A 21,436-nucleotide genomic window follows, 5' to 3' on the forward strand; every position below is an offset into this window, starting at 1 on the left:
TACGTCCACCATCTTGTAGTGATAGATCCTCCGCATATACTTCTTTAATACGTCCTTTGTTATCCGTGCGATTTACTTGTCCATGAGGTGTTGTATATTAGATGTTGGCTTTTAATTTTTTACAATTCATGAATCTACGTACATAATGGTCACCATGTTCAACCTTTGTAGGATCTGAGTCTTCTCGATAATGAACATAATTTTATAGTTTTCAAAAAAGGAAGTTAAGCTATTTTCATTGCTTAACTTCCAAATGTAAATACCTACAACTTTATTTATGATAAAATTCTTAAGTTTTAGTCATTAATTGGCCCAGTTAATTCTGTAATTAATAGGATATGTTCTCGTATTTTTACTGTATCCATATGCTCTACTACTTCTTTACCACCTAAGGGTAATATAGGTACATATCCAAAGCATTCATCATAAGCTGGTGCTTCTTTTGTTTTTAATGCTTCGAAATACATTTGAGGTTCAATATATTCCTTACAGAGCTCATCATCCTCTTTGTCAATAATCAAATCCAGTGTATAGTCAAAATTCTTTAATAACATAGTAGTACTTTTATATCGGAATTTTAAAATTCCCATAAATCCATCTTCTTTTTCTACATAAATGATGTCTCCTAATCCAGTTACAAATAGTGGTATAGCTTCCTTATAGAATTGTGTTCCGTACCCCATCAAATCTGTATACTCTTCTGGATTTATACTTTTCATAAAGCCTTCAAAAAATGTACCTAATCCATATCTTTTCCAAAATTCTATAACTTTATCAGATATTACACTTTCATATTTTTCGATAACTTCTCGTGGTACATCTTCTATCTTTTTAAAATCGTTGATTTCAATCATATTACCCTACCTGATCCAGTAAAATATTTAAATTTACTTCAAAATATTATAGTTAAAGCTATATTTCCATTAAAATTTGTAAGTAATTATAAAGGTTGCTTTTCTTTGTAAAAAACTAAGTAACTTTTACATTGCTTAGTCTTTCTTCACTTAATTTTACTCTTCTTCTTGTTTTTTAATGAATTGTTCTATTTCTTTAATTTCTTCTCTTTCATATTCATATTCAGGAATCATACCGAATTTTTTGTATTCATAATAATTTTCTTTAGCTAAAGGTCCAAATTCTGAATTTTTCCAATCGATATAATCAAAGGACACGTTTAATTTACCTTCATTATTAAAATCAAATTCACATGATGTCCATGGTTCTTGATTTGAATCTCTGAATAGCTCTCTGAGTTTTTTAAATAATTTATAGAGAGTAAAAGATAACTTACTAAATATCTTTTCTGAAACATTATAATCTTTAGGAATATCAGTATAGTAATGTAAGTCATCACTATTCAGTTTAGTATAATTAAAAAATACTTCTCCTCCTTCTTCATCTATATAAGCCATTGTATACACCTGTTCCCATTCTGCTGGTATCATTTCATTGATTTTATTTGCGATTTCATTATAAAGCTTACTTACTTGTTCTTCAAAAACCATTGCTATTCCTCCTGAAAATTATTTATTAATTTTTCTCCATTTTTAATATTCTCATTTAAATAATTTGACAAAAAGTTATATATAATTACGTTAATATAATAATACAGATGACATTATGATCCATATAGTCACGACAATAGGAATTAATGATTTAAATAAAAAAATGCCATATTTTTTCTTTCTATACAAGTCCATTATTAGCCAGATAACTATAATAATCATTCCAAGAAAAATAAAAACAGGATTCATCGACAAAATGTCTTCTTTAATTTCACTAACAATATGTATTTTCGTAAGTATTAAAAGTACGACAGCAATTAAAAAGTAGTAAACAGATTTAATTTTTGAAATTTGTAAGTCTAACTTTTGATATTCTATATCTTCTTGATTTACATTTTCTTCTTTATTAATTAGATAATTAAGAACTTTTGGCTTTGTCCAAAAATTCTTAATTGCATAATACATATACACAAATGAACCAATTAAAGTAAATGCTACATAATTACTTAAATTATTTCCTGTAAGTTTATTTCCAATAAAATGAAAAATAATCAACATTATTACAATAACAAAATCCAAAAAAATAGATAAAATTGAAAAATTTTCAGATTTCAGAAGACTGTCAAATAGAGCTAAATAAAATATAATAAATACTCCAATCAGTACAAAATAAACCAATACTTACACTTCCTTAATTATTCTCATATACCTTTGCTTTTATTTCACATCAACCTTTACATCGCCCACTAATAAAACATTTTTTGATAGAGTAGGGTAAATTTTCAACGTATCAATATATTCTATGTTTAATTCAGAGATATGTTGTAACCTGTCATTTAAAGAAATAAACACTGTATTCTGATATTCATTAATCCTAATAAGCTCCCTTTGAAATATTATAGGTCCTGTTAGCTATTTATAGTTATAAATAATAAAATTCATTTACTGTATCTAAACCTTCTAACCAGTTTTCTTCTTTATTAATTTCAAATGTTATTTTGACGAAATACGGCATTACATTCATACCTAATTCTATTATAATTTCATCCCATCTTCTTTAATGTCATCGATTAAAACTGCTAAATAGAAAAATACTCGTACCATTATTATGTGGACACCAAACAAAAAGAAACAACCTACCCAAATAACTTTACTTTCACCTGAGTCACTAGGAGAAACAAATGAAATATATATTAAAGCAATAAATGATAATAATACTAAGAAAACTCCTAAGATTTTTAATATTACATTTTGCTTATTTCCAAACATTTCAAATTCTGAATAGCAAAATATAAATAACCCTGTAATAGAAATTAGAATTATACCTGCAATTATAATCCAATATTTAAACGCATCTCCATCTACACCTGAATAATAAAAAATATCAGCTGAACTTATCAAAAAGGAATATTATATCCGGCTAATATATTAATTAGCATATAGGTACACACTCTTCTCTTATAGTTATTTCTATTAAAATTATCCAATATTTTTCCTTTTTCTTGTAAATATAATATGAGCCATAACAATAATGATATAGTTAAATATATTTTCATATAATTAGGGACTCTTCCCTCCATACCAATAAAGCAATATAAAAATATATAAAATGCAAATATTATAAAATTTACTAATGCAAAACCTATTAAATAAGAATTTTTAATATTATTTATACTTAAAATTTGTAAATTTTCTTTATCCATTATTAAAACCTCCTATGAAAATACTGATTTTATTCCTTTCGTTGCACCTTTCCAAGAATCTCCAATGAAATTTTTTCCATTATTTAGAGAATTATTTATTCCATCTTTCACATAATCTTTCACTGTTTTATCTTTATATTTTACGTCTCCAATTAATCCTATACCAATCCCTGCCACAGCTCCTACTAATGTCCCAACTACAGGAACTGGTATAGCCGTTCCTGCTGCTGCACTTCCTCCTAAGATTGATAAGTCCTCTCCTGCACCTACTAATTTTTCTTGCAGTGAATCTTTACTCATATTATCTGTTATAGCAGTAATAGCTGCTAATGGTTTTAATGCTTTACCTCCCATTTTTATTAATTTTCCTAAATCACCTAAATTATTTTTCATTTTAAAATCTTTGGTTACACCTCTTATACCTTCATTTAATCCTGTTAATTCTATGTTTTTGTCACTTTTTTCACTTCTTTTCTGAGAAATTTATAGTCTTATTGCAACTTTGTTACTCATTTATACCCTTATAAACATCCTCTATTACTTTTAATTTTTTATATTCTTGATTATTTATAGTATATTTCTTGTGGTTTTAATCCTTGTTCACCAAATTGATCTTTCACTTTAATGAATTATTGCTCAAAAATTTTATGTTCAATAATTGATTGATCGTCTGTACGTGTCAAAATTTTACTTTCTCGATCAAATACGCCTATTATGTCTCAATACAATCTAATAGCTATTACAATTACAATATTTAGGACATTCATTAAGTAATATTCGTACTTCGTCTTCATTCCTGTAATTTGGTTAAATCTTTTTATATTGTTAGTGAATACCATTTTACGTTCTTTACAAGATTGTTTTTGTTTCAACACGTTCAATATCTACTTTTGAATTCGATTCTTATAATTTCATACATTAAAAATTGATAAAATATGTGAATGACTTAGCTTGATATAATTTGTTCTTTTGAAAGAAGCTAAAATACTATCAAATGGATGTAGTCTTAATACTTTGTGGTTTGTCCAATTTGAGAGTTATTTTGATTAAAACAACATGAGATTTTAAAAATATTTTAAAGAAATGAAAGCATGTTATGCTATAAATAAAACGGTAAGGATGTGAAGGGATGCGCCATTCAAAGAAATTAATTCTTGGTATATGTTTGGTATTACTTATTATATTGATTGGAGGTTGTATTATTATGACAAAAACAAATGGTCGAAACGCTCAAATTAAAGAAGCCTTTAATAAAACATTAAGTGTATATCCAACCAAGAATCTCGATGATTTTTACGATAAAGAAGGCTTTCGAGATCAAGAATTTGATAAAGGAGATAAAGGGACTTGGATAATCAACTCTGAATTGACTATTGAACCAAAAGGCAAGAATATGGAAACGAGAGGAATGGTACTCTTCATCAATCGTAATACTAGAACAACAAAAGGTAATTATGTTGTTAGAGAAATAACTGAAGATAGTAAAGGATATTCACGTAGTGAAGAAAAAAAATATCCTGTCAAGATGGAACATAATCAAATTATTCCAACAAAGCCTATATCGGATGACAAGTTAAAAAAAGAGATTGAAAACTTCAAATTTTTTGTGCAATATGGCAACTTTAAAGATTTTAAAGATTATAAAAATGGTGATATTTCATATAATCCTAATGTGCCAAGTTATTCCGCAAATTATCAGTTGAATAATGATGATTATAATGTCCAACAGTTAAGAAAATGATATAATATTCCAACGAAACAAGCACCAAAACTATTGTTGAAAGGTGACGGCGACTTAAAAGGCTCATCCGTAGGATCTAAAAGTCTTGAATTTACCTTTGTCGAAAATAAAGAAGAAAATATCTATTTTTCTGATTCTGTACAATTTACTCCAAGCGAGGATGATGAATCATGAGTCAAACAGAATATCAAATAAAATCTGGCAATATTAAAGGTAACTCAGAAGAGACAAGCGTAGTATCTAAACTCAGTTATGAAATAGAAAACGCAAATAATAGCGGTTTAAAAAAAGGTAAAATTAATGACCAAATAGAAAAATTACAAGGACGAAATCAATTCCCTAAAAATCTTTCATATCTTAAAAGTTATACAGACCCGAAAACAGGGACGACCACAAGCTCCTTTTTAAATAAAGACACAGGCAAAGTTACTTTAGGTATGACAGGTACTAATGTACACAAAGGCGCTATGTTACGAGAATCATTAGGTTTTCGTTCCCCTCAAGACACTATTGACATGAATGAAACGCTCAAAGATATTGGGGCAGATGTCAATATTGGACTCCATTTCGTTAACGATAAAGATACACATTTTAAAGATACACAAGACTTTATTAAAAATATCAAAAAAGTGGTTTGATACATTCGGATATCTCCTCTAGTTTATTTTAAGCGCGTATAATTTCATTTAACGCACGAACTTAGTAAAAAACATTATCTTGATTTCTAAAAGCACTGTATCAATCTCAAAATAACAAAGAAAAGAAAGCATGTTATGCCATAAATAAAAGGATAAGGAAGTGAAGGGATGCGCCATTCAAAGAAATTAATTCTCGGTATAGGTTTGGTATTACTCATTATATTGATTGGAGGTTGTGTCATTATGACAAAAACAAATGGTCGAAACGCTCAAATTAAAGAAGCCTTTAATAAAACATTAAGTGTATATCCAACCAAGAATCTCGATGATTTTTACGATAAAGAAGGCTATCGAGACCAAGAATTTGATAAAAAAGATAAAGGTACTTGGATTGTTCATTCTGAATTAACTATTGAACCAAAAGGGAAGAATATGGAAACAAGAGGAATGGTGCTCTATATCAACCGCAATACTAGAACCACAAAAGGATATTATTTTATAAGTGAGACAACATATTATAGTGACGGCAGACCGAAGGATGATGAAAAGAGATATCCAGTCAAAATGGAACATAATCAAATTATACCAACGAAACCCATATCGGATGACAAGTTGAAAAAAGAAATCGAAAACTTTAAGTTTTTTGTACAATATGGCAATTTTAAAGATATTAACGATTATAAAAATGGAGATATTTCATACAATCCAAACGTACCAAGTTATTCCGCAAAATATCAATTAAGTAATGATGATTATAATGTCCAACAATTAAGAAAAAGATATGATATACCAACGAAACAAGCACCGAAACTATTGTTGAAAGGTGATGGAGATTTAAAAGGCTCATCCGTAGGGTCTAAAAAACTAGAATTTACCTTTATTGAAAACAAAGAAGAAAACGTCTATTTTACAGATTCGGTACAATTCACTCCAAGTGAGGATGATAAATCGTGAGTCAAACTGAATATCAAATAAACTCTGGCAATATAACAAGTAACTCTGAAGAAACAGTAAATCATGTTTCTGATACAATAGAAGATACTTCTAATCATATTAGAAAAAAAGTAGGTCAATCAATTACTACAGTTACTAATTCTTTAAATTCAATGAAAGCTTTTTAAAATATTTTAATTTAGAAAGAATGTGATTAATAATCGATAAAATAACAATAGAAACTGTCGAAAAAAATAGTAAATTTAAACTAATACATTATAAAAATAGATACTTTATTATTGATTTGAATCGAAATAAATTAACATATATATTTCCATTGTTGAATTATTTCACAAGACAAGTTTTGATTGAAATCGATAAAAATACATTAGGTAATATGAGAACAAATCATATAAATGAAAATAAAAATAATGCATTGGGGAGTATAGGAACAGGTGTCGGGGTCTTGTTTGCTACTTTAACAAAGCCTATTTTAGATTATATGAATTTTACTACTACCTTGTTACTAAATATTATTTTAGTATTAATAGCAATAATTCCATTAATTACTTTAAAAGAAATTATTGATAGAAAAAAGAAAAAGGAATTTGAGATTCGTATGAGTAAAAATAGAATGAGCGCTTTTGTTTGGCCAAACTTTAAAGAGTTCTTTAAAAACATTATAATAAATTTTATTTTGAGTTTTATAATATTAGCTTTGGTATTCGGTTTTATAATACAAAATCAATCAAACTTTATATATCTACTTGGCATTATGCTAGTACTATCGTTTATCTTATTTCAAAATGTGTTGTTATATGCTCAAACAGAAATTACAGGTAAAATTGGTAAGATTAAAAGTAATTCTTAAATCATTTCAAAATATTTTTAGGGAAAAAATAAGGAAGAGATTACAATGAGTACTTATAATTCAAATGATAATCAAAGATTTAGAGTAAAGATGTATCGAATCCATAAAAATCCTAGATATAAATTGATTGAACTAAACCAGAAAAAATATCTCATTGACTTGGAATCAAATTACTTTACATATTTATTCCCACCATTGAATTGGATATTAAAAAAAGAACTAATAGAAGTTTCAAATGATAAATTAAATGAAATTGAATATGACGACAATAATAATAAAGAACAAGCAAAAAATATAGGATGTGTTTCTGGTGGTGGTAGTGTATTAATAGCTACTTTAATGAGACCATTTATGGATTTGATGGATATACCCTCTAACCAATTTATTAATTCGTTAATTGTTATAGTGACGATGCTTGTAATCATTTTTATTAGAGGATCTTTGAGAAAAAAATGGGATTTAAAACTAAAATCAAATAAAACTCTTATAATTAAATGTATTGTTAGACCCAAGTTAAAACATATGTTTTTCGTAATTGGATCATATTTAATGTTTCTACTGTTCTCATTATTAATGATAGGACTTATTTTGGGTGTTGAAAACAATCTTATGATTTATATAGGAAGTCCCTTAATATTTTTCATGTTTTCATTAATGAACCTCATTACATATGACAACGAAGAGGTAATTATAAGTAAGTTAAGTCAATCAGAGTAAATAAGCATATCAAACTTGAATCAATCTAAAATTAAAGTAAAGATAATTGAGATAAAATGGAAACAATGGGAGCATTATATATTTAAAAGAAGGTTCTCAAAAGTTAATGATTATCAATTCGGGTCAAAAAAGTAACTTCTTTTATTTCGAATTTACTATTAAAAATCTCAATTTTACTATCTACAACATACAACCATGATGTCAAAACTTTATTGACGTCACAGATGTAATGACTAAAAGATGACTTAACTACATACCCTTCCTTTACTACACTAATAGTTATAAGTTTGAGTTTATACAAATACGACATTTTCGTAAGATGGTTAGTAAGTAACTATGTATTTTCATGCTCATCATCAATAAATAACTAAACCATAGTAATAAAAGATATCCTACTGTATAATTAGTTATTATTTTAAGGAGTTGAGGAAATGAGAATCAACGTTTTACAACACACACCTAATGAAGGTGTAGGCGCTATTGGAGATTGGGCTAAAGAGAATGGGCATGATTTATATATTTATCACCCTTATTTTTATAATGGTATTCTACCGAAAGCAGAAGAAACAGATTTACTTATCATTTTAGGCGGTCCTATGAGTCCGAATGATTTAGATGATTGGATTCTTAAAGAAAGAGAATTGATAAGAGTATTGTTAAAAGAGAAAAAGCCAATATTTGGTGCTTGTTTTGGTGCTCAACAAATAACGAAAGCAATTGGGTATACAGTAAGCAAGTCACCGGTAAAAGAAGTGGGTTGGGATAAGGTATATCTTGAAACAAATACAATACCAGACTTACCAAAAGAATTAATGGCATTGCATTGGCATGAAGAAATGTTCCAAATACCTAAAAATGCTGAATTACTTTTCTCTAGTGAATATTTAACTAATCAAGGGTTTTTGTTAAATAACAATGTTATTGGTTTGCAATTCCATTTCGAACCAGGGCCTTTTGAAGTTAAAGAAATTGTAACTAATGATTTTTCTTATGCGGTTGATTCTGTATTAAACCAAACTCCACAAGAAATTATTGAACGCGAAGTTCCTAAAGAGAATAAAGAAGTTATGTTTAAATTACTTGATCATATAACTGGTAGATAGACTAATTTTAAGTATTTTTCACACAATCACTTCAAAAAATAAAATATTAATAATTAAAAACATGCGACTTTAGCCACACTGACAAATTCCCTCACTACACCAATAGTGAGGGGATTTCTGCATCTATGCTAGTTTCCATTTTAACTAAATTATAGAAAAACGTAGTTACTTCAACTATTTATGGACATTATGTTTTACACACATTCTAAGCCCCTGAGCCTTCAAATCCAATATTAACTGATTGAACTTTACCGTTCTTTTGTACAAATGTTACTGGCGTATGATAATTACCATTTTGACCGCCAACTAATTTGTATGCATCAGTATTAGGATTTTTATGACCGTGAACATCTGCTTGCTCTACTAAATCTTTACCATATACAGATTTTAATTGTTTAATAGTTACGTTATTCACTTTAATTTGGACAGATGTTGCAGTCTTTTTCCCGGACTTCACTGAGAAGAATGATTGATCGTACTTACTGAAATTATTCAATTTACTGCTAGTACCTGATTGAGGCACAATTTTCGTTCCATTAAAAGTAACATTTCCATACTTAACAGCATTTTTAAATGTCTTGTTTAATAAAAATGACCCATCGTTATTAACGTAGCCACTATACGTATAATATGGTGTAGTAGCTGCATGTGCTTGATTATGATGTGGTTGTTCTACTGAGGCTCCGACTCCGAATACTGTTCCCATGGCTAAAGTTGCACTAACAATTGCTTTGGCAGTTCTATTCATATGAATCTTCCTCTCATTTTTAATCGAATCGCCTTGCATTTAACATGTTACGATTCGATTACAATATTACAACAATATTACTTAAAATGCAATTTTACATTAATTATAAATATTTTCAGTTTGTTAATAACTATTATTGCAATCTAGGATAAACGCTAATAAACTAAATATCTTCATACACAAAATAAAGCTATCCCATATTATTTATAGAATAGCTTTTAAAATTTCAAGTAGTTAAGTAGTTGCAAATGGCCATATTACTCCCCTGGTATAAACACTTTAGCTTCACTATCTTCAGGATAATAATAACCATTTGGTATAGCTTGTAATTCAATTAAGGCATTAAATGGTGCTTTAACGTAAACACTTTTACTACCTTCTGAATCTTCATAAGTTGAATTATCATGTGTTTCAGATAAAGGTTGAGCACCTGCACGTCTAGCATCTTCTAGTACATCTTCAATGCCATCCACCATTAATGAGATATGATTAAATCCTAAATCCTCTAACTTAAGTGGATCTTTTTGATTATTACTTTCTACTTCGAACATTTCAATATTTGGACTATTTCCAATGACAATCATTCTTTGACGTACAATTCTAGCACCTTTCGATAAACCTAACATACGTTCAACTTCTACGCCCTCTCTCGGTTCATCTTCGTAAGTTAATGCATCGTATGCAATTTTTGCGCCGAATGCTTCTTTTAAAAATGTTGTTGCTTCTTCAATATCTAGTACTGTTAAACCAATATGATTGATACCTTTAATATGACTCATAAACATCTTCCTTTCTCTTTCAATATTTGTTTACCCTAAATTAATGGAAATAAAAAGAGAGTGAATTCAAATTGAACTCACTCTCTCGACTATTTATAGTATTTATTAAAATTTAATTACCATACGTCCAGTAATTGTACCTTGTTCCATTTCTTCAAAGATATCATTAATTTCTTCTAATTCACGTGTTTGCACTTTAGGAACTACTTTTCCTTCAGCCGCAAATTGGAACGCTTCTTTTAAGTCTTGACGCGTACCTACTAATGAACCTACAACCTCAATACCATCTAACACTAAACGAGGGATTTCTAAGTCCATTTTTTCAACAGGTAAACCTACTGCTACCACTCGTGCGCCTGCTTTCACAACATCAACCGCTTGGTTAAATGGTGTTTTAGCTACAGCTGTAATAACTGTTGCGTCTAATCCTTTGTCATCAGTTAATTTATTTACTTCTTCAATGGCATCTTGGTTCTTAGTATTAACAACGGCATCAGCACCTAATTCTTTAGCGAAATCTAATTTTTCATCACTAATGTCAAATGCCACAACTTTAGCGTTAAATACATTTTTAGCGTATTGCAAAGCTAAGTTACCTAAGCCGCCAATACCAAATACACCAATCCATTGACCTGGTTTAATATTACTTACTTTTACAGCTTTATAAGTCGTTACACCAGCACATGTAATTGAAGATGCTGCTGCAGGATCTAAGTTCTCAGGCACTTTTACTGCATAATCAGCTGTAACAATAACTTGTTCAGCCATAGCACCATCTACTGTATACCCCGCGTTCTTAACATCACGGCATAATGTTTCACGACCTGTCGTACAGTATTCACAATGTCCACAACTTTCGAACATCCAAGCAATCGAAACGCGATCCCCTTCTTTAAGAGATTCAACGCCCTCACCAACTTTAATGACACGCCCAATACCTTCATGGCCCAATGTTACACCTGTAACATCACCAAAGTCTGCATTTTTAACGTGTAAATCTGTATGACATACACCACAATATTCCGTTTGAACTAAAGCTTCACCGGGTTTCAAGTCACGTACTTCTTTATCTTCTACACTCACTTTGTGATCATGTGTTACTACTGCTGCCTTCATGGTAAATCACTCCTTGTTCAATTAACATTTAATGATGAATCTGTAAATCTACACTTATTATATGCAATCGCTTTCAAAAATGGAAATACTTTATCCTATAATTTTTTTATTTTTTTAAATCTTTAAGTTTCAATTTCCTTAAATTTATCAAATTGCTGATATCACTTACTTTCAACACATTATAACTCCACGTATTGCATTAAAAATCTCTATATAGATATGCTATAATTTTACATATAACAATTATATAATTACTTTATATTAACGATTGCATCAAGACTTATGGAGGGATTTTCAGTGAAAACACATGTCCTATACGGGAAGTCTGAAGTAGAAGTCAATGTTCCTGATGATAGTACAGTAATAGAACCAAAAAAAATCGAAGCATTAGATGATTATACTTCAGCAATTCAAAATGTTTTGCGACAACCAACTGGCTCTAAACCACTCAAAGAAATGGTTAAAAAAGATGATATTGTCTCAATTGTCATTAGTGATATCACTCGACCAACACCTAATCATATTCTAGTACCATTACTGATTGAGGAATTAAGCCATGTTCCACGTGAGAATTTTGTAATTATTAACGGTACGGGTACGCATCGTGATCAAACACGTGACGAGCTTATTCAAATGTTAGGTGAAGATATTGTTGATAGCGTAAAAATTGTTCATAACCACTGCGATGAAAAAGAAAGTTTAGTCAAAGTTGGACATAGTAAGTATGGTTGTGATGCTTATCTAAATAAAGATTATGTCGAATCTGATTTCAAAATTGTAACCGGCTTTATCGAACCTCATTTCTTTGCCGGATTCTCTGGAGGACCTAAAGGAATCATGCCTGGTATTGCAGGTCTTGAAACCATTAAGACCTTCCACAATGCCAAAATGATTGGCGATCCACGATCAACATGGGGCAATTTAGAAGATAATCCTGTTCAAGATATGGCCCGTGAAGTCAATACGATGTGCAAACCAGACTTCATGTTAAATGTGGCATTAAATAAAGATAAACACATTACAGCTGCATTTGGTGGTGATGTATTTGAAGCGCATAAAGAAGGCTGTGCTTACGTTAAAGAACACGCAATGTTCAAATGTGATGACCGCTTCGATGTCGTTATAGCTTCAAATTCCGGCTACCCTCTTGATCAAAACTTATATCAAACCGTTAAAGGTATGAGTGCTGCTAGTAAAGTTGTGAAAGAAGGCGGCAATATCATTATGGTATCTGAGTGCGCGGATGGTTTCCCTGATCATGGTAAATTCGCCGAGATATTCAAAATGGCTGACACACCACAAGGCATTTTAGACTTGATTCATGATCCTAACTTTTCAGAAGTAGATCAATGGCAAGTTCAAAAACAAGCAAGCATTCAAACATTCGCAAATGTATATGTGTATTCAGAGCTAACAGACCAACAACTTAAAGATTCTATGCTGAATCCAACATCAGACATCGAACAAACAATTGCTGATTTAGAAAAACAATATGGCAGAAAATTAAGTATTGGTGTTATGCCTCAAGGTCCATTAACTATTCCTTACGTAGAAGATGAAGCATAATGAAAGGATTGATAAATATGACTGAATTACAAAATAAAGAACTCAAATTAAATCAATTATTAGAAGATATGGGTAGTGTAGTAATCGCTTTTTCAGGTGGTGTAGATAGTAGTTTAGTACTTAAAAAAGCTATTGACGTTTTAGGTATAGATCATGTTAAACCTGTTGTTGTTAAGTCTGAACTTTTCAGAAACGAAGAATTTGATCAAGCTATTTCTTTAGGTCATGAATTAGGTATTGAAGTAATGGAAACTGAAATGGCGGAATTAGAAGATGCCAATATCGTTAAAAACACACCTGAAAGTTGGTATTATAGCAAACGTTTAATGTATAGCAAATTAACTCAAATCAAAGAAGATTTAGGTTTCAATTATGTCTTAGACGGAATGATTATGGATGATTTAGAAGATTTCCGCCCAGGTTTAAAAGCAAGAGATGAATATGATGTACGTAGTGTGCTACAAGAAGCACAACTATATAAATCAGAAATTAGAGAATTGAGTAAACAACACGATTTACCAGTGTGGAATAAACCTGCTTTATGTAGCCTGGCTTCACGTATTCCTTACGGTGAAGAATTAAGTTTCACAAAAGTGAATAAAGTAAATGAAGCTGAAAAACATATTTTAAGTTTAGGCGTTAATAATGTGCGTGTACGTTACCATCAAAATATTGCACGTATTGAAGTATCAGAAGATGACTTAACAACTGTAATTAAAAATAAAGATAATATTACATTACGCTTAAAAGAACTTGGTTTCGACTATGTAACTGTAGATTTAGAAGGATACAGAACTGGTAGTATGAACGAAGTCATTGATACAAAAGCGACAAAATTAGTATAAGGACGTATACTCATGAGTAAAGATTCTAACTTTATTGAAGACTTGCTCGAAGGTGTAAAATCAAATCAAATATCAATTGATGAAGCTAAAGCCCAACTCAGTCATTATGACGAATTGGGCTTTGCTAAAATTGATTTACATAGAGCAAAGCGCCAAGGATTTCCTGAAGTAATATTTGGACAAGGTAAAACAAAAGAACAAATCAATCAAATTATTACAAGTTTGTCTAATCATCACAATAGGATTTTGGTCACACGTATTAATCCAGAAAAAGCATCTTATGTATTACAACATCATCCAAACCTAGACTACTATACCGAAGCAAATATAGTCTGTACTTCTCTTGAATCAATTGAAAAATCACATCACTATATTTCAATACTTTGTGCCGGCACATCTGACTTACCTATCGCTGAAGAAGCTGCAATCACAGCTGAAGTAATGGGTATTCAAGTTAAACGTCATTATGATGTAGGTGTTTCTGGTATCCATCGTCTATTTGAACAAATCCAGGATATTCGCAATGGTAAAGTATCGATTGTAATTGCTGGTATGGAAGGCGCACTTGCTAGTGTGGTCGGTGGTTTAGTTGATCACCCTGTTTATGCTGTACCTACTAGTGTTGGATACGGTGCCAATCTTAATGGTATAACAACGCTACTATCAATGATTAATTCATGTGCACCAGGAACAAGTGTACTTAATATAGATAATGGTTTTGGCGCAGGTTATAACGCTGCAATGATTATTAAGATGCTAGAAAATCAATAGAACGGAGCTACAATTATGAGTAATGCTTTATATTTAGATTGTCATGCCGGCATTGCTGGTGACATGCTACTTTCTGCACTGGTTGACTTAGGTGCCGATCCTAAAATAATCGAGAGTGAATTAAAACAACTACCTATTGATGACTTTGCCCTTCACTTTCAAAAGAAAGTTAAACAGGGTATTAACGCTATGACATTGAACATTGATTTTCATGAACATCACCATCATCGTAAAGCTTCTGATATCTTTAAGTTAATAGATGATAGTCAATTATCCGAACGTGTTAAACAACGTAGTAAAGCTATTTTTAATACTATCGCTCATGCAGAAGCTAAAATCCATGGTATGACAATAGAAGATGTTCATTTTCACGAGGTCGGTGCAATGGATTCAATTATAGATATTATAGGTGGTTGTATCGCACTTGAACAACTTGGTATCGATACACTTTACTGTTCACCAATCCCTACAGGTAATGGGAAAATTAATATTGCACATGGTATTTATCCAATACCAGCACCTGCTACTGCGGAAATTTTAAAAAATATTCCGTTAGCAGAATTTGATGTACAAAGCGAATTAACTACACCTACAGGAGCTGCATTTGCTAAAAGTTTAGTCACACAATTTGGTCCTTTTCCATCTGCAACTATGCAAGAAATTGGATATGGAGCTGGTAACAAAGACTTTGATTTCCCAAATGTTTTACGTGTCATCCAATTTCAAGATAATCAACAATCTTCTCACGACAAAGTACAGGTAATAGAGTGCCAAATTGATGATATGACTCCTGAAATGTTAGGTCACTTTATGGATACGTCTCTCAATCATGGTGCATTGGATGTTTACTATACACCCATTACAATGAAAAAGAACCGCCCTGCGATTCAATTGACAGTTCTATGTAAAGTTAACGATAAAGAAACCATGGAGAACTTAGTATTAACACATACATCATCCCTAGGCGTTCGAAGTTACACGGTGAATAGACATATTTTAACAAGAGACTTTCGTGATGTAGATACACCATATGGTCAAATTAAAGTCAAATTCGCATTAAAAAATGGGCAAATCTTAAAAATGAAACCCGAGTTTGAAGATATTAAATCAATCAGTGAACACAAAAACATACCATTACAACAAGTGTATAACACCGTAATGAGCACGATAGATAGTGAATATCACATTGGTGAACCTTTAAAATAATTACTGAGTATTCATAATCAGATTTAATTGAAACAAAAGATCTTAATACTATTTAAATTAAATAAGCCAGGGAGTGGGACAGAATTCTTTTAAAATTCGTCGTTCCACCCCCGCAAGGATGACTAGAACTGAGAAAAGCTTGATTTAAGCGCCTTCTCAGTTCAGTCAGCTACTGCGAATTTGCTAAATAGCATTATTATATTATTTATGTCCCAGACTGTGGCTGTTTTAAGCGTAGTGTCCTACTCCTAATACTGTTTATATTATTCAAAAGCTTTGAATAATTCCTCACTAGAATTATTCCACATCTCTTCATTATGAGATTTTAAAAAGTCTGCTAAAACTTTTTTATTTTCCTCACCAATGTGGTCAATGATAATTTTATGTTTCATAGATTTATCCATCATATTAACATGTTCAGGCATACTTTTATAACCACGTCGTATACTTTTGTTAACTAATAAATAACATGCAGTAACACCAGCATAATATGGACCACTCTCACTACGTTCAGTAGTCACCCAGCAAAGCCAATATTCTTTAGCTTCTTCGCCTTCAACTTCCGATTTGTCATTTATCCATTTAACACCTTTTTCAACTTGAGCACGTGCATGCATACCACCTATATCTATAAACGCCTCTTTATTCGCAACATCTATAAATACTGGTGCAATATTATCTAAACTAATTGATCCTATATTCGTCCCTTTATGCCCGTCAAGGGGGTCATTCTTGATAATATTAAATTTAAAACCTTTGTTCTCAGACACACATGACACCTCCGAAAAACTTGAATTCATAATCTCTATATTATGCGTTATATAATAAAGTTTCAATGACTTAATTCAATTCATTAAGCAGATTAATAATAGAACCTTTAGTTTGTGGATTCTCAATATTAAGAATCATTTCTTTAGGATAGTATAATTTATAATCTTCACGATTAATACCTGTAATACTTGAAATAACGAGTGATTGACTACTAATTTCTCTAATACTACCATTACGTCTTAATAAATGTATTGGTTGTCTATTAGAACCAGGTCGATCATAATCATATGGTAAATCAGAGAAAGCCTCACTAACAAAATAATAGTTCGGATCAATATTACCTTCTATGAACAACTCTTGTAGCTCAGTAATAGTAATAATTGAACCATCAAATGGAATATATTTAAATAAGTCTCTATTTATAAAACGACGTGCTAAATCACTGAGAATTGCATCATCTTCTTGTATCCATTTCTTCAAATAATAAAGTACTACGACTTCATCTAAATCAACGTATTGCTCAATTGTAACCTTCTCTTCAAAAAAAGGAACAAAATCTTCTGGGTACATCTTAAAATGGTACCCCTCATTATACAATTGTTTAACACGTTTCAAACAATTATTTAACAATACTTCTCCGCCTCTACTTACCGGATGAAAGTATATCTGCCAATACATTTGATAGCGACTCATTATAAAGTTCTCAACGGCATGCATTCCACTCTCTTTAATAAGAACTTCATCTTTAGATGGTCTCATTAAACGTAAAATACGTTCCATATCAAATGTGCCATAAGAGACGCCCGTAAAATAAGCATCTCTTTGTAAATAGTCCATTCGATCAGCATCAATTTGCGATGAAATCATAGAAATTACAAGTTTATTTTGATGCGTTTTGTTAATTACTTCTGCAACTTCTTTAGGAAAAGTACTCGATACGCGACTTAAAACTTCATTAACTTCAGTAGGTCCAGTAATAATTGCTTGCGTAAAGGCTTCATGGTCTGTATTGAATATCTTTTCAAAACTATGTGAAAATGGACCATGACCTAAATCATGTAATAATGCTGCACATAATGCCAATGGTCTATCTTCATTGTTCCAAGCGTCTCGTCCCACAAATGATTCGTCAATCATGCGTCGCACGATTTCATATACACCTAAAGAATGGCCAAAACGACTATGCTCTGCAGTATGAAAAGAAAGATATAATGTGCCTAGTTGCTTAATACGACGTAAACGTTGAAACTCTTTTGTCTTAATAAGATCCCAAATAAGTTGATCTTTGACGTGAATATATTTATGAATAGGGTCTTTGAATACCTTCTCTTCAGCTAATTTCTGTTCAACATAGGGTGTTTGCGTCAAATAAATCCTTCCTCTCATTACAGTATAGTCATAGCGTTTATAGACTTCTCTTCATTAAAGCTAAATCCATTTGTTCTCCATACATTTCTGGTTGATAAGAACGTACGATTTCAAAATCATTATTTTGATAGTATTGAATTGCATCTTTATTTTTATTATCAACTTCTAAAAATACTGCATCATATTTACCGTCAAATTGTTCTAATCCTTTCTTAAGTAGACTAGAACCATAACCTTTATGTTGAGATTCTGGATGTACATAATGCGCAGACAAATACAATTCTTTACCATAAATGAAATTAGCAAAGCCAATAATTTCATCATTATCTTCGGCTACTAAAAATAGTTGTTCTTCTAAACGTTTCTTTAAATGTTGCTCATTATAAGAAGCAGCTAATAACTCATTTATTGTTGATGCTGCATAAATATTTAAATATGTGTTATACCATGCCTTAGTAGCAACATCTCTAATTGCTACAACGTCATTTGGTGTAGCTTCTCTGACTTTAAACATACTTGATTCTCCTGACTTTACTATGGAATTAATAATGAAATTATATCACAGTACTTATACAATCGCTTAATATAGAATATTTATCAGCGTAGTTTAATATACTTTTAAATTAGGCTTACGCTAGTGTTCCATTCCATTCTTTAGCTCTTTCTAGTGCAAACGTATCTTTCGAAATATCACCTGGACGTTCAGCGGTACCAATTATATATCCATTAAGTTCAGCACCAATAAAATCTAATGTATATTTCATTTGAGTAATACATGGCTTAGCTTTCACTTTAGGGCAGTCTCCACCAACTAAAATAAGTCGAAAATCTTTCTTTGCCATTTTTTCTTTAAAGTCCTTGTAGTTATCGTCTATCAAAGTTTCAGACCAATGATCGATAAATGCCTTTAAAGATGCAGAAACACTATACCAATACACCGGTGATGCAAATATGACCGTATCACTTTCTAAAACTTGATCAATGACCTGTTTATAATCATCGTTATAGCTTGTAATATCTCTATTCTCGTGACGAAAGTCTCTTACAGGATTGAATTGATAATCGGTTAAGTCAATCCATTTATAATCTAATCCCTCAACTGCTGACTTAGTAAGTTGTGCTGTATTCCCCTCTGGACGACTTCCTCCAAATAAAACTGTAATCATTTTTATCACTCTCTCTTTATTTACATTAAAAAACTATTCCCTTATTCATTGTTAACAACATAAACACTTCATACTTACTTAATATTTTACATATTTGCCTAGTACCCTTATTTCACGTAATATATGTGTATTTTTAAAAATAAAAAAGAATCATTACTATTTATTTCAGTTATAAAAAACTCTTACACACATATAAACGGTGTAAGAGTATCAATTACTTTATTTAATTTTACCTTAATTTATTTTATTCAATCGGAAATAATTCATCAATTTTGTTCAGTTCATCATCTGTTAATTGAATATTTGCCGCTTCAATATTTTGCACAACTTGTTCAGCACGTTTCGCACCAGGAATCACCACATCTAACGCTGGACGTGTTAAGTAGAATGCTAGAACCACATTAGCAATAGATGTGTTATGAGCTTCCGCAATGCCTTGTAATTGTTTCACTCGTCGAACATTATCATTAAATACTTTCGGTTGGAAATCACGGCGAGGTGCACGATGATCATCAAACGTTTGATTTTCCTCATACTTACCAGCTAAGATGCCTGATGCTAATGGGAAGTATGGTATAAATGTAATATTATTTTCAGCTGCATATTTCATGACTTCTTCATTTTCACGATGTAATAAGTTGTATTCTAATTGCACTACATCGACATAACCATCTTTATTCGCTTCCTTAAGTTGTTCTAATGAGAAGTTAGACACGCCTATCGCTTTAATCTTGCCTTCATCTTTAAGTTCTTTTAATGCAGCAACTGCTTTATCTTTCGGTGTATTTTCATCTGGAAAATGAATGTAGTATAAATCAATATAATCTACTTGAAGGCGTTTCAAGCTATTCTCAACTTGCTGTTTTAAATAATCTGGATCATTATTTTGTACGACTTCATCATTTTCTTTAATAACATGTGAACCTTTCGTTGCAATTTGAACTTGTTCACGAGGATACTCTTGAACTACTTGGCCAACTAATTCTTCAGAACGTTCAGGTCCATAAATATAAGCTGTATCTAGTAACGTAATACCGTTTTCAATTGCTTTACGTACAACATCTTTACCCTGTTCTTCATCTAAATTTGGGTATAAATTGTGACCACCTACTGCGTTTGTACCTAATGCAATTGGAAATACGTGAACATCTGATTTACCTAATTGTACTAAATCTGCCATCTATAATCGCTCCTTTATTCTATATAACTACTTATAGTTTACCCATTTCTTATTATGACATTCATATTGACTTTTGATGAGCAATGTATTTTAATGTAACTAATCAAGTTACATTAAAGGCGGTATACTATGAATTTAGAATTCAACATTGCAGTACACGTGCTAAGCTTTCTTACTAAGCATTCCGAAGAACAATTCAATAGCCAGGATTTAGCAGAACTTACCTGTCTTAATCCTGTGCAACTAAGGCGCGTTACCACTACACTTAATAATCAACAATATATAGATTCAATTCGTGGAAAAGGTGGTGGCTATCGAGCTAATGCGCACACTCCAACCATCACCTTAGATACACTGTATCAACTTTTCGTGTTAGATAAATTACCAACACAACGTATTTTTACTGGTAGCGAAGAAAGCCATTGTACAATCTCTAGAAATATCGCAACCACTATGAATAAATACAAAGAGCAAGAAACTGCACTAGCGCTCAACTTTTATCGTAACTTGACAATTAACGACGTAATTAAAGATACACTTCAGGAGGACACATCAAATGACACATTTTAATTTATTAGTTATTGGTTTCGGTAAAGCAGGAAAAACACTTGCCAAGTACGCGGCATCACAAGGTCAACACGTCGCTTTAATAGAACAATCATCAGATAACTATGGCGGCACGTGCATTAATGTATAGTGTGTGTACTTC

23 protein-coding genes and 5 pseudogenes are annotated in these 21,436 nt (G+C 31.1%); 13 read left to right on the forward strand and 15 right to left on the reverse strand.

All coding sequences use genetic code 11. The annotated features are described in order from the left end of the window. The 7 genes and pseudogenes from F1592_RS14040 to F1592_RS09200 form a co-directional block, all read right to left on the reverse strand. A pseudogene (locus tag F1592_RS14040) lies at positions 1-202 on the reverse strand (DNA/RNA non-specific endonuclease); the annotation flags it as partial. Between the two features lie 94 nt (positions 203-296). Next, positions 297-854, reverse strand: a complete 558-nt coding sequence (locus F1592_RS09180; protein WP_053017150.1) for a T6SS immunity protein Tdi1 domain-containing protein — start codon at positions 852-854, stop codon at positions 297-299. A 156-nt stretch (positions 855-1,010) separates the two neighbouring features. Continuing rightward, complete coding sequence (locus tag F1592_RS09185) at positions 1,011-1,505, reverse strand: TIGR01741 family protein (protein WP_053017149.1); 495 nt, start codon at positions 1,503-1,505, stop codon at positions 1,011-1,013. 90 nt (positions 1,506-1,595) lie between these two features. Next, positions 1,596-2,183 (reverse strand): DUF5080 family protein, encoded by a 588-nt coding sequence (locus F1592_RS09190; protein WP_053017148.1) that lies wholly within the window; start codon positions 2,181-2,183, stop codon positions 1,596-1,598. Positions 2,184-2,222: 39 nt separating this feature from the next. Beyond that, positions 2,223-2,357, reverse strand: coding sequence for a hypothetical protein (locus F1592_RS13795; protein ID WP_233643515.1), 135 nt, complete (start codon positions 2,355-2,357; stop codon positions 2,223-2,225). Between the two features lie 183 nt (positions 2,358-2,540). Continuing rightward, positions 2,541-3,208 (reverse strand): annotated as a pseudogene (locus tag F1592_RS09195) (DUF5079 family protein). A 12-nt stretch (positions 3,209-3,220) separates the two neighbouring features. Further along, positions 3,221-3,601 carry a hypothetical protein gene (locus tag F1592_RS09200; RefSeq protein WP_053017146.1) on the reverse strand — a complete coding sequence of 127 codons (381 nt, stop codon included), beginning with the start codon at positions 3,599-3,601 and terminating at the stop codon, positions 3,221-3,223. A gap of 736 nt (positions 3,602-4,337) precedes the next feature. Here F1592_RS09200 and F1592_RS09205 point away from each other — a divergent pair. From F1592_RS09205 to F1592_RS09235, 7 genes and pseudogenes are all read left to right on the forward strand, one after another. Beyond that, a pseudogene (locus F1592_RS09205) lies at positions 4,338-5,123 on the forward strand (tandem-type lipoprotein). Further along, positions 5,120-5,578, forward strand: a pseudogene (locus F1592_RS09210) (hypothetical protein); the annotation flags it as partial. The pseudogenes F1592_RS09205 and F1592_RS09210, both read left to right, overlap by 4 nt. 177 nt (positions 5,579-5,755) lie before the next feature. Further along, positions 5,756-6,541: a tandem-type lipoprotein gene (locus F1592_RS09215; RefSeq protein WP_053017145.1), complete on the forward strand. Its 786-nt coding sequence runs from the start codon at positions 5,756-5,758 to the stop codon at positions 6,539-6,541. Further along, positions 6,538-6,708 carry a hypothetical protein gene (locus F1592_RS09220; protein WP_223197234.1) on the forward strand — a complete coding sequence of 57 codons (171 nt, stop codon included), beginning with the start codon at positions 6,538-6,540 and terminating at the stop codon, positions 6,706-6,708. Before F1592_RS09215 ends, F1592_RS09220 begins: the two co-directional genes overlap by 4 nt. 107 nt (positions 6,709-6,815) lie before the next feature. After that, a complete protein-coding gene (locus F1592_RS09225) occupies positions 6,816-7,391 on the forward strand; it encodes a DUF443 family protein (protein ID WP_233643527.1) in 576 nt (191 codons plus the stop codon). Between the two features lie 45 nt (positions 7,392-7,436). Next, positions 7,437-8,108 (forward strand): DUF443 domain-containing protein, encoded by a 672-nt coding sequence (locus F1592_RS09230; protein WP_053017143.1) that lies wholly within the window; start codon positions 7,437-7,439, stop codon positions 8,106-8,108. A 431-nt stretch (positions 8,109-8,539) separates the two neighbouring features. Next, on the forward strand, positions 8,540-9,211 hold the full coding sequence (locus F1592_RS09235) for a type 1 glutamine amidotransferase (RefSeq protein WP_053017142.1): 672 nt from the start codon (positions 8,540-8,542) through the stop codon (positions 9,209-9,211). Between the two features lie 205 nt (positions 9,212-9,416). Here the strand turns inward: F1592_RS09235 and isaB are convergent, their stop codons facing one another. The 3 genes from isaB to adhP all read right to left on the reverse strand — a co-directional run bounded on the left by isaB (position 9,417) and on the right by adhP (position 11,854). Further along, a complete protein-coding gene (isaB, locus tag F1592_RS09240; RefSeq protein WP_053017141.1) occupies positions 9,417-9,959 on the reverse strand; it encodes an immunodominant staphylococcal antigen IsaB family protein in 543 nt (180 codons plus the stop codon). A 257-nt stretch (positions 9,960-10,216) separates the two neighbouring features. Further along, complete coding sequence (locus F1592_RS09245; protein WP_149809547.1) at positions 10,217-10,738, reverse strand: VOC family protein; 522 nt, start codon at positions 10,736-10,738, stop codon at positions 10,217-10,219. A gap of 105 nt (positions 10,739-10,843) precedes the next feature. After that, positions 10,844-11,854, reverse strand: coding sequence for an alcohol dehydrogenase AdhP (adhP, locus tag F1592_RS09250; protein WP_053017140.1), 1,011 nt, complete (start codon positions 11,852-11,854; stop codon positions 10,844-10,846). Between the two features lie 297 nt (positions 11,855-12,151). Between adhP and larA the strand changes: the two genes are divergently transcribed. Genes larA through larC form a run of 4 tightly spaced genes read left to right on the forward strand, consistent with a single transcriptional unit; the run spans position 12,152 to position 16,242 of the window. Beyond that, positions 12,152-13,420: a nickel-dependent lactate racemase gene (gene larA / locus F1592_RS09255; protein WP_053017139.1), complete on the forward strand. Its 1,269-nt coding sequence runs from the start codon at positions 12,152-12,154 to the stop codon at positions 13,418-13,420. A 17-nt stretch (positions 13,421-13,437) separates the two neighbouring features. Further along, positions 13,438-14,265 (forward strand): ATP-dependent sacrificial sulfur transferase LarE, encoded by an 828-nt coding sequence (gene larE, locus F1592_RS09260; RefSeq protein WP_053017238.1) that lies wholly within the window; start codon positions 13,438-13,440, stop codon positions 14,263-14,265. A 12-nt stretch (positions 14,266-14,277) separates the two neighbouring features. Next, positions 14,278-15,036, forward strand: coding sequence for a nickel pincer cofactor biosynthesis protein LarB (larB, locus tag F1592_RS09265; RefSeq protein ID WP_053017138.1), 759 nt, complete (start codon positions 14,278-14,280; stop codon positions 15,034-15,036). 15 nt (positions 15,037-15,051) lie between these two features. Continuing rightward, positions 15,052-16,242 carry a nickel pincer cofactor biosynthesis protein LarC gene (larC, locus tag F1592_RS09270; protein ID WP_053017137.1) on the forward strand — a complete coding sequence of 397 codons (1,191 nt, stop codon included), beginning with the start codon at positions 15,052-15,054 and terminating at the stop codon, positions 16,240-16,242. 263 nt (positions 16,243-16,505) lie between these two features. Here larC and F1592_RS09275 read toward each other — a convergent pair whose 3' ends face one another. The 5 genes from F1592_RS09275 to F1592_RS09295 form a co-directional block, all read right to left on the reverse strand. After that, on the reverse strand, positions 16,506-17,042 hold the full coding sequence (locus F1592_RS09275; protein ID WP_162838998.1) for a YwhD family protein: 537 nt from the start codon (positions 17,040-17,042) through the stop codon (positions 16,506-16,508). A 40-nt stretch (positions 17,043-17,082) separates the two neighbouring features. Continuing rightward, on the reverse strand, positions 17,083-18,399 hold the full coding sequence (locus F1592_RS09280) for an HD domain-containing protein (protein WP_172592541.1): 1,317 nt from the start codon (positions 18,397-18,399) through the stop codon (positions 17,083-17,085). Between the two features lie 19 nt (positions 18,400-18,418). Then, positions 18,419-18,895, reverse strand: coding sequence for a GNAT family N-acetyltransferase (locus F1592_RS09285; RefSeq protein WP_053017136.1), 477 nt, complete (start codon positions 18,893-18,895; stop codon positions 18,419-18,421). Between the two features lie 115 nt (positions 18,896-19,010). After that, a complete protein-coding gene (locus F1592_RS09290; RefSeq protein ID WP_053017135.1) occupies positions 19,011-19,547 on the reverse strand; it encodes a flavodoxin family protein in 537 nt (178 codons plus the stop codon). Between the two features lie 244 nt (positions 19,548-19,791). Then, a complete protein-coding gene (locus tag F1592_RS09295) occupies positions 19,792-20,727 on the reverse strand; it encodes an aldo/keto reductase (protein WP_107609800.1) in 936 nt (311 codons plus the stop codon). A gap of 129 nt (positions 20,728-20,856) precedes the next feature. Here F1592_RS09295 and hypR point away from each other — a divergent pair, with 129 nt between their 5' ends. Then, positions 20,857-21,297, forward strand: a complete 441-nt coding sequence (hypR, locus tag F1592_RS09300; RefSeq protein ID WP_053017133.1) for a redox-sensitive transcriptional regulator HypR — start codon at positions 20,857-20,859, stop codon at positions 21,295-21,297. After that, positions 21,284-21,421, forward strand: a pseudogene (locus F1592_RS09305) (hypothiocyanous acid reductase MerA); the annotation flags it as partial. The gene hypR and the pseudogene F1592_RS09305, both read left to right, overlap by 14 nt. Positions 21,422-21,436: the final 15 nt, after the last annotated feature.

The organism is Staphylococcus sp. GDX7P312P (assembly GCF_008385775.1).
GTDB classification, from domain to species: Bacteria; Bacillota; Bacilli; order Staphylococcales; family Staphylococcaceae; genus Staphylococcus; species Staphylococcus haemolyticus.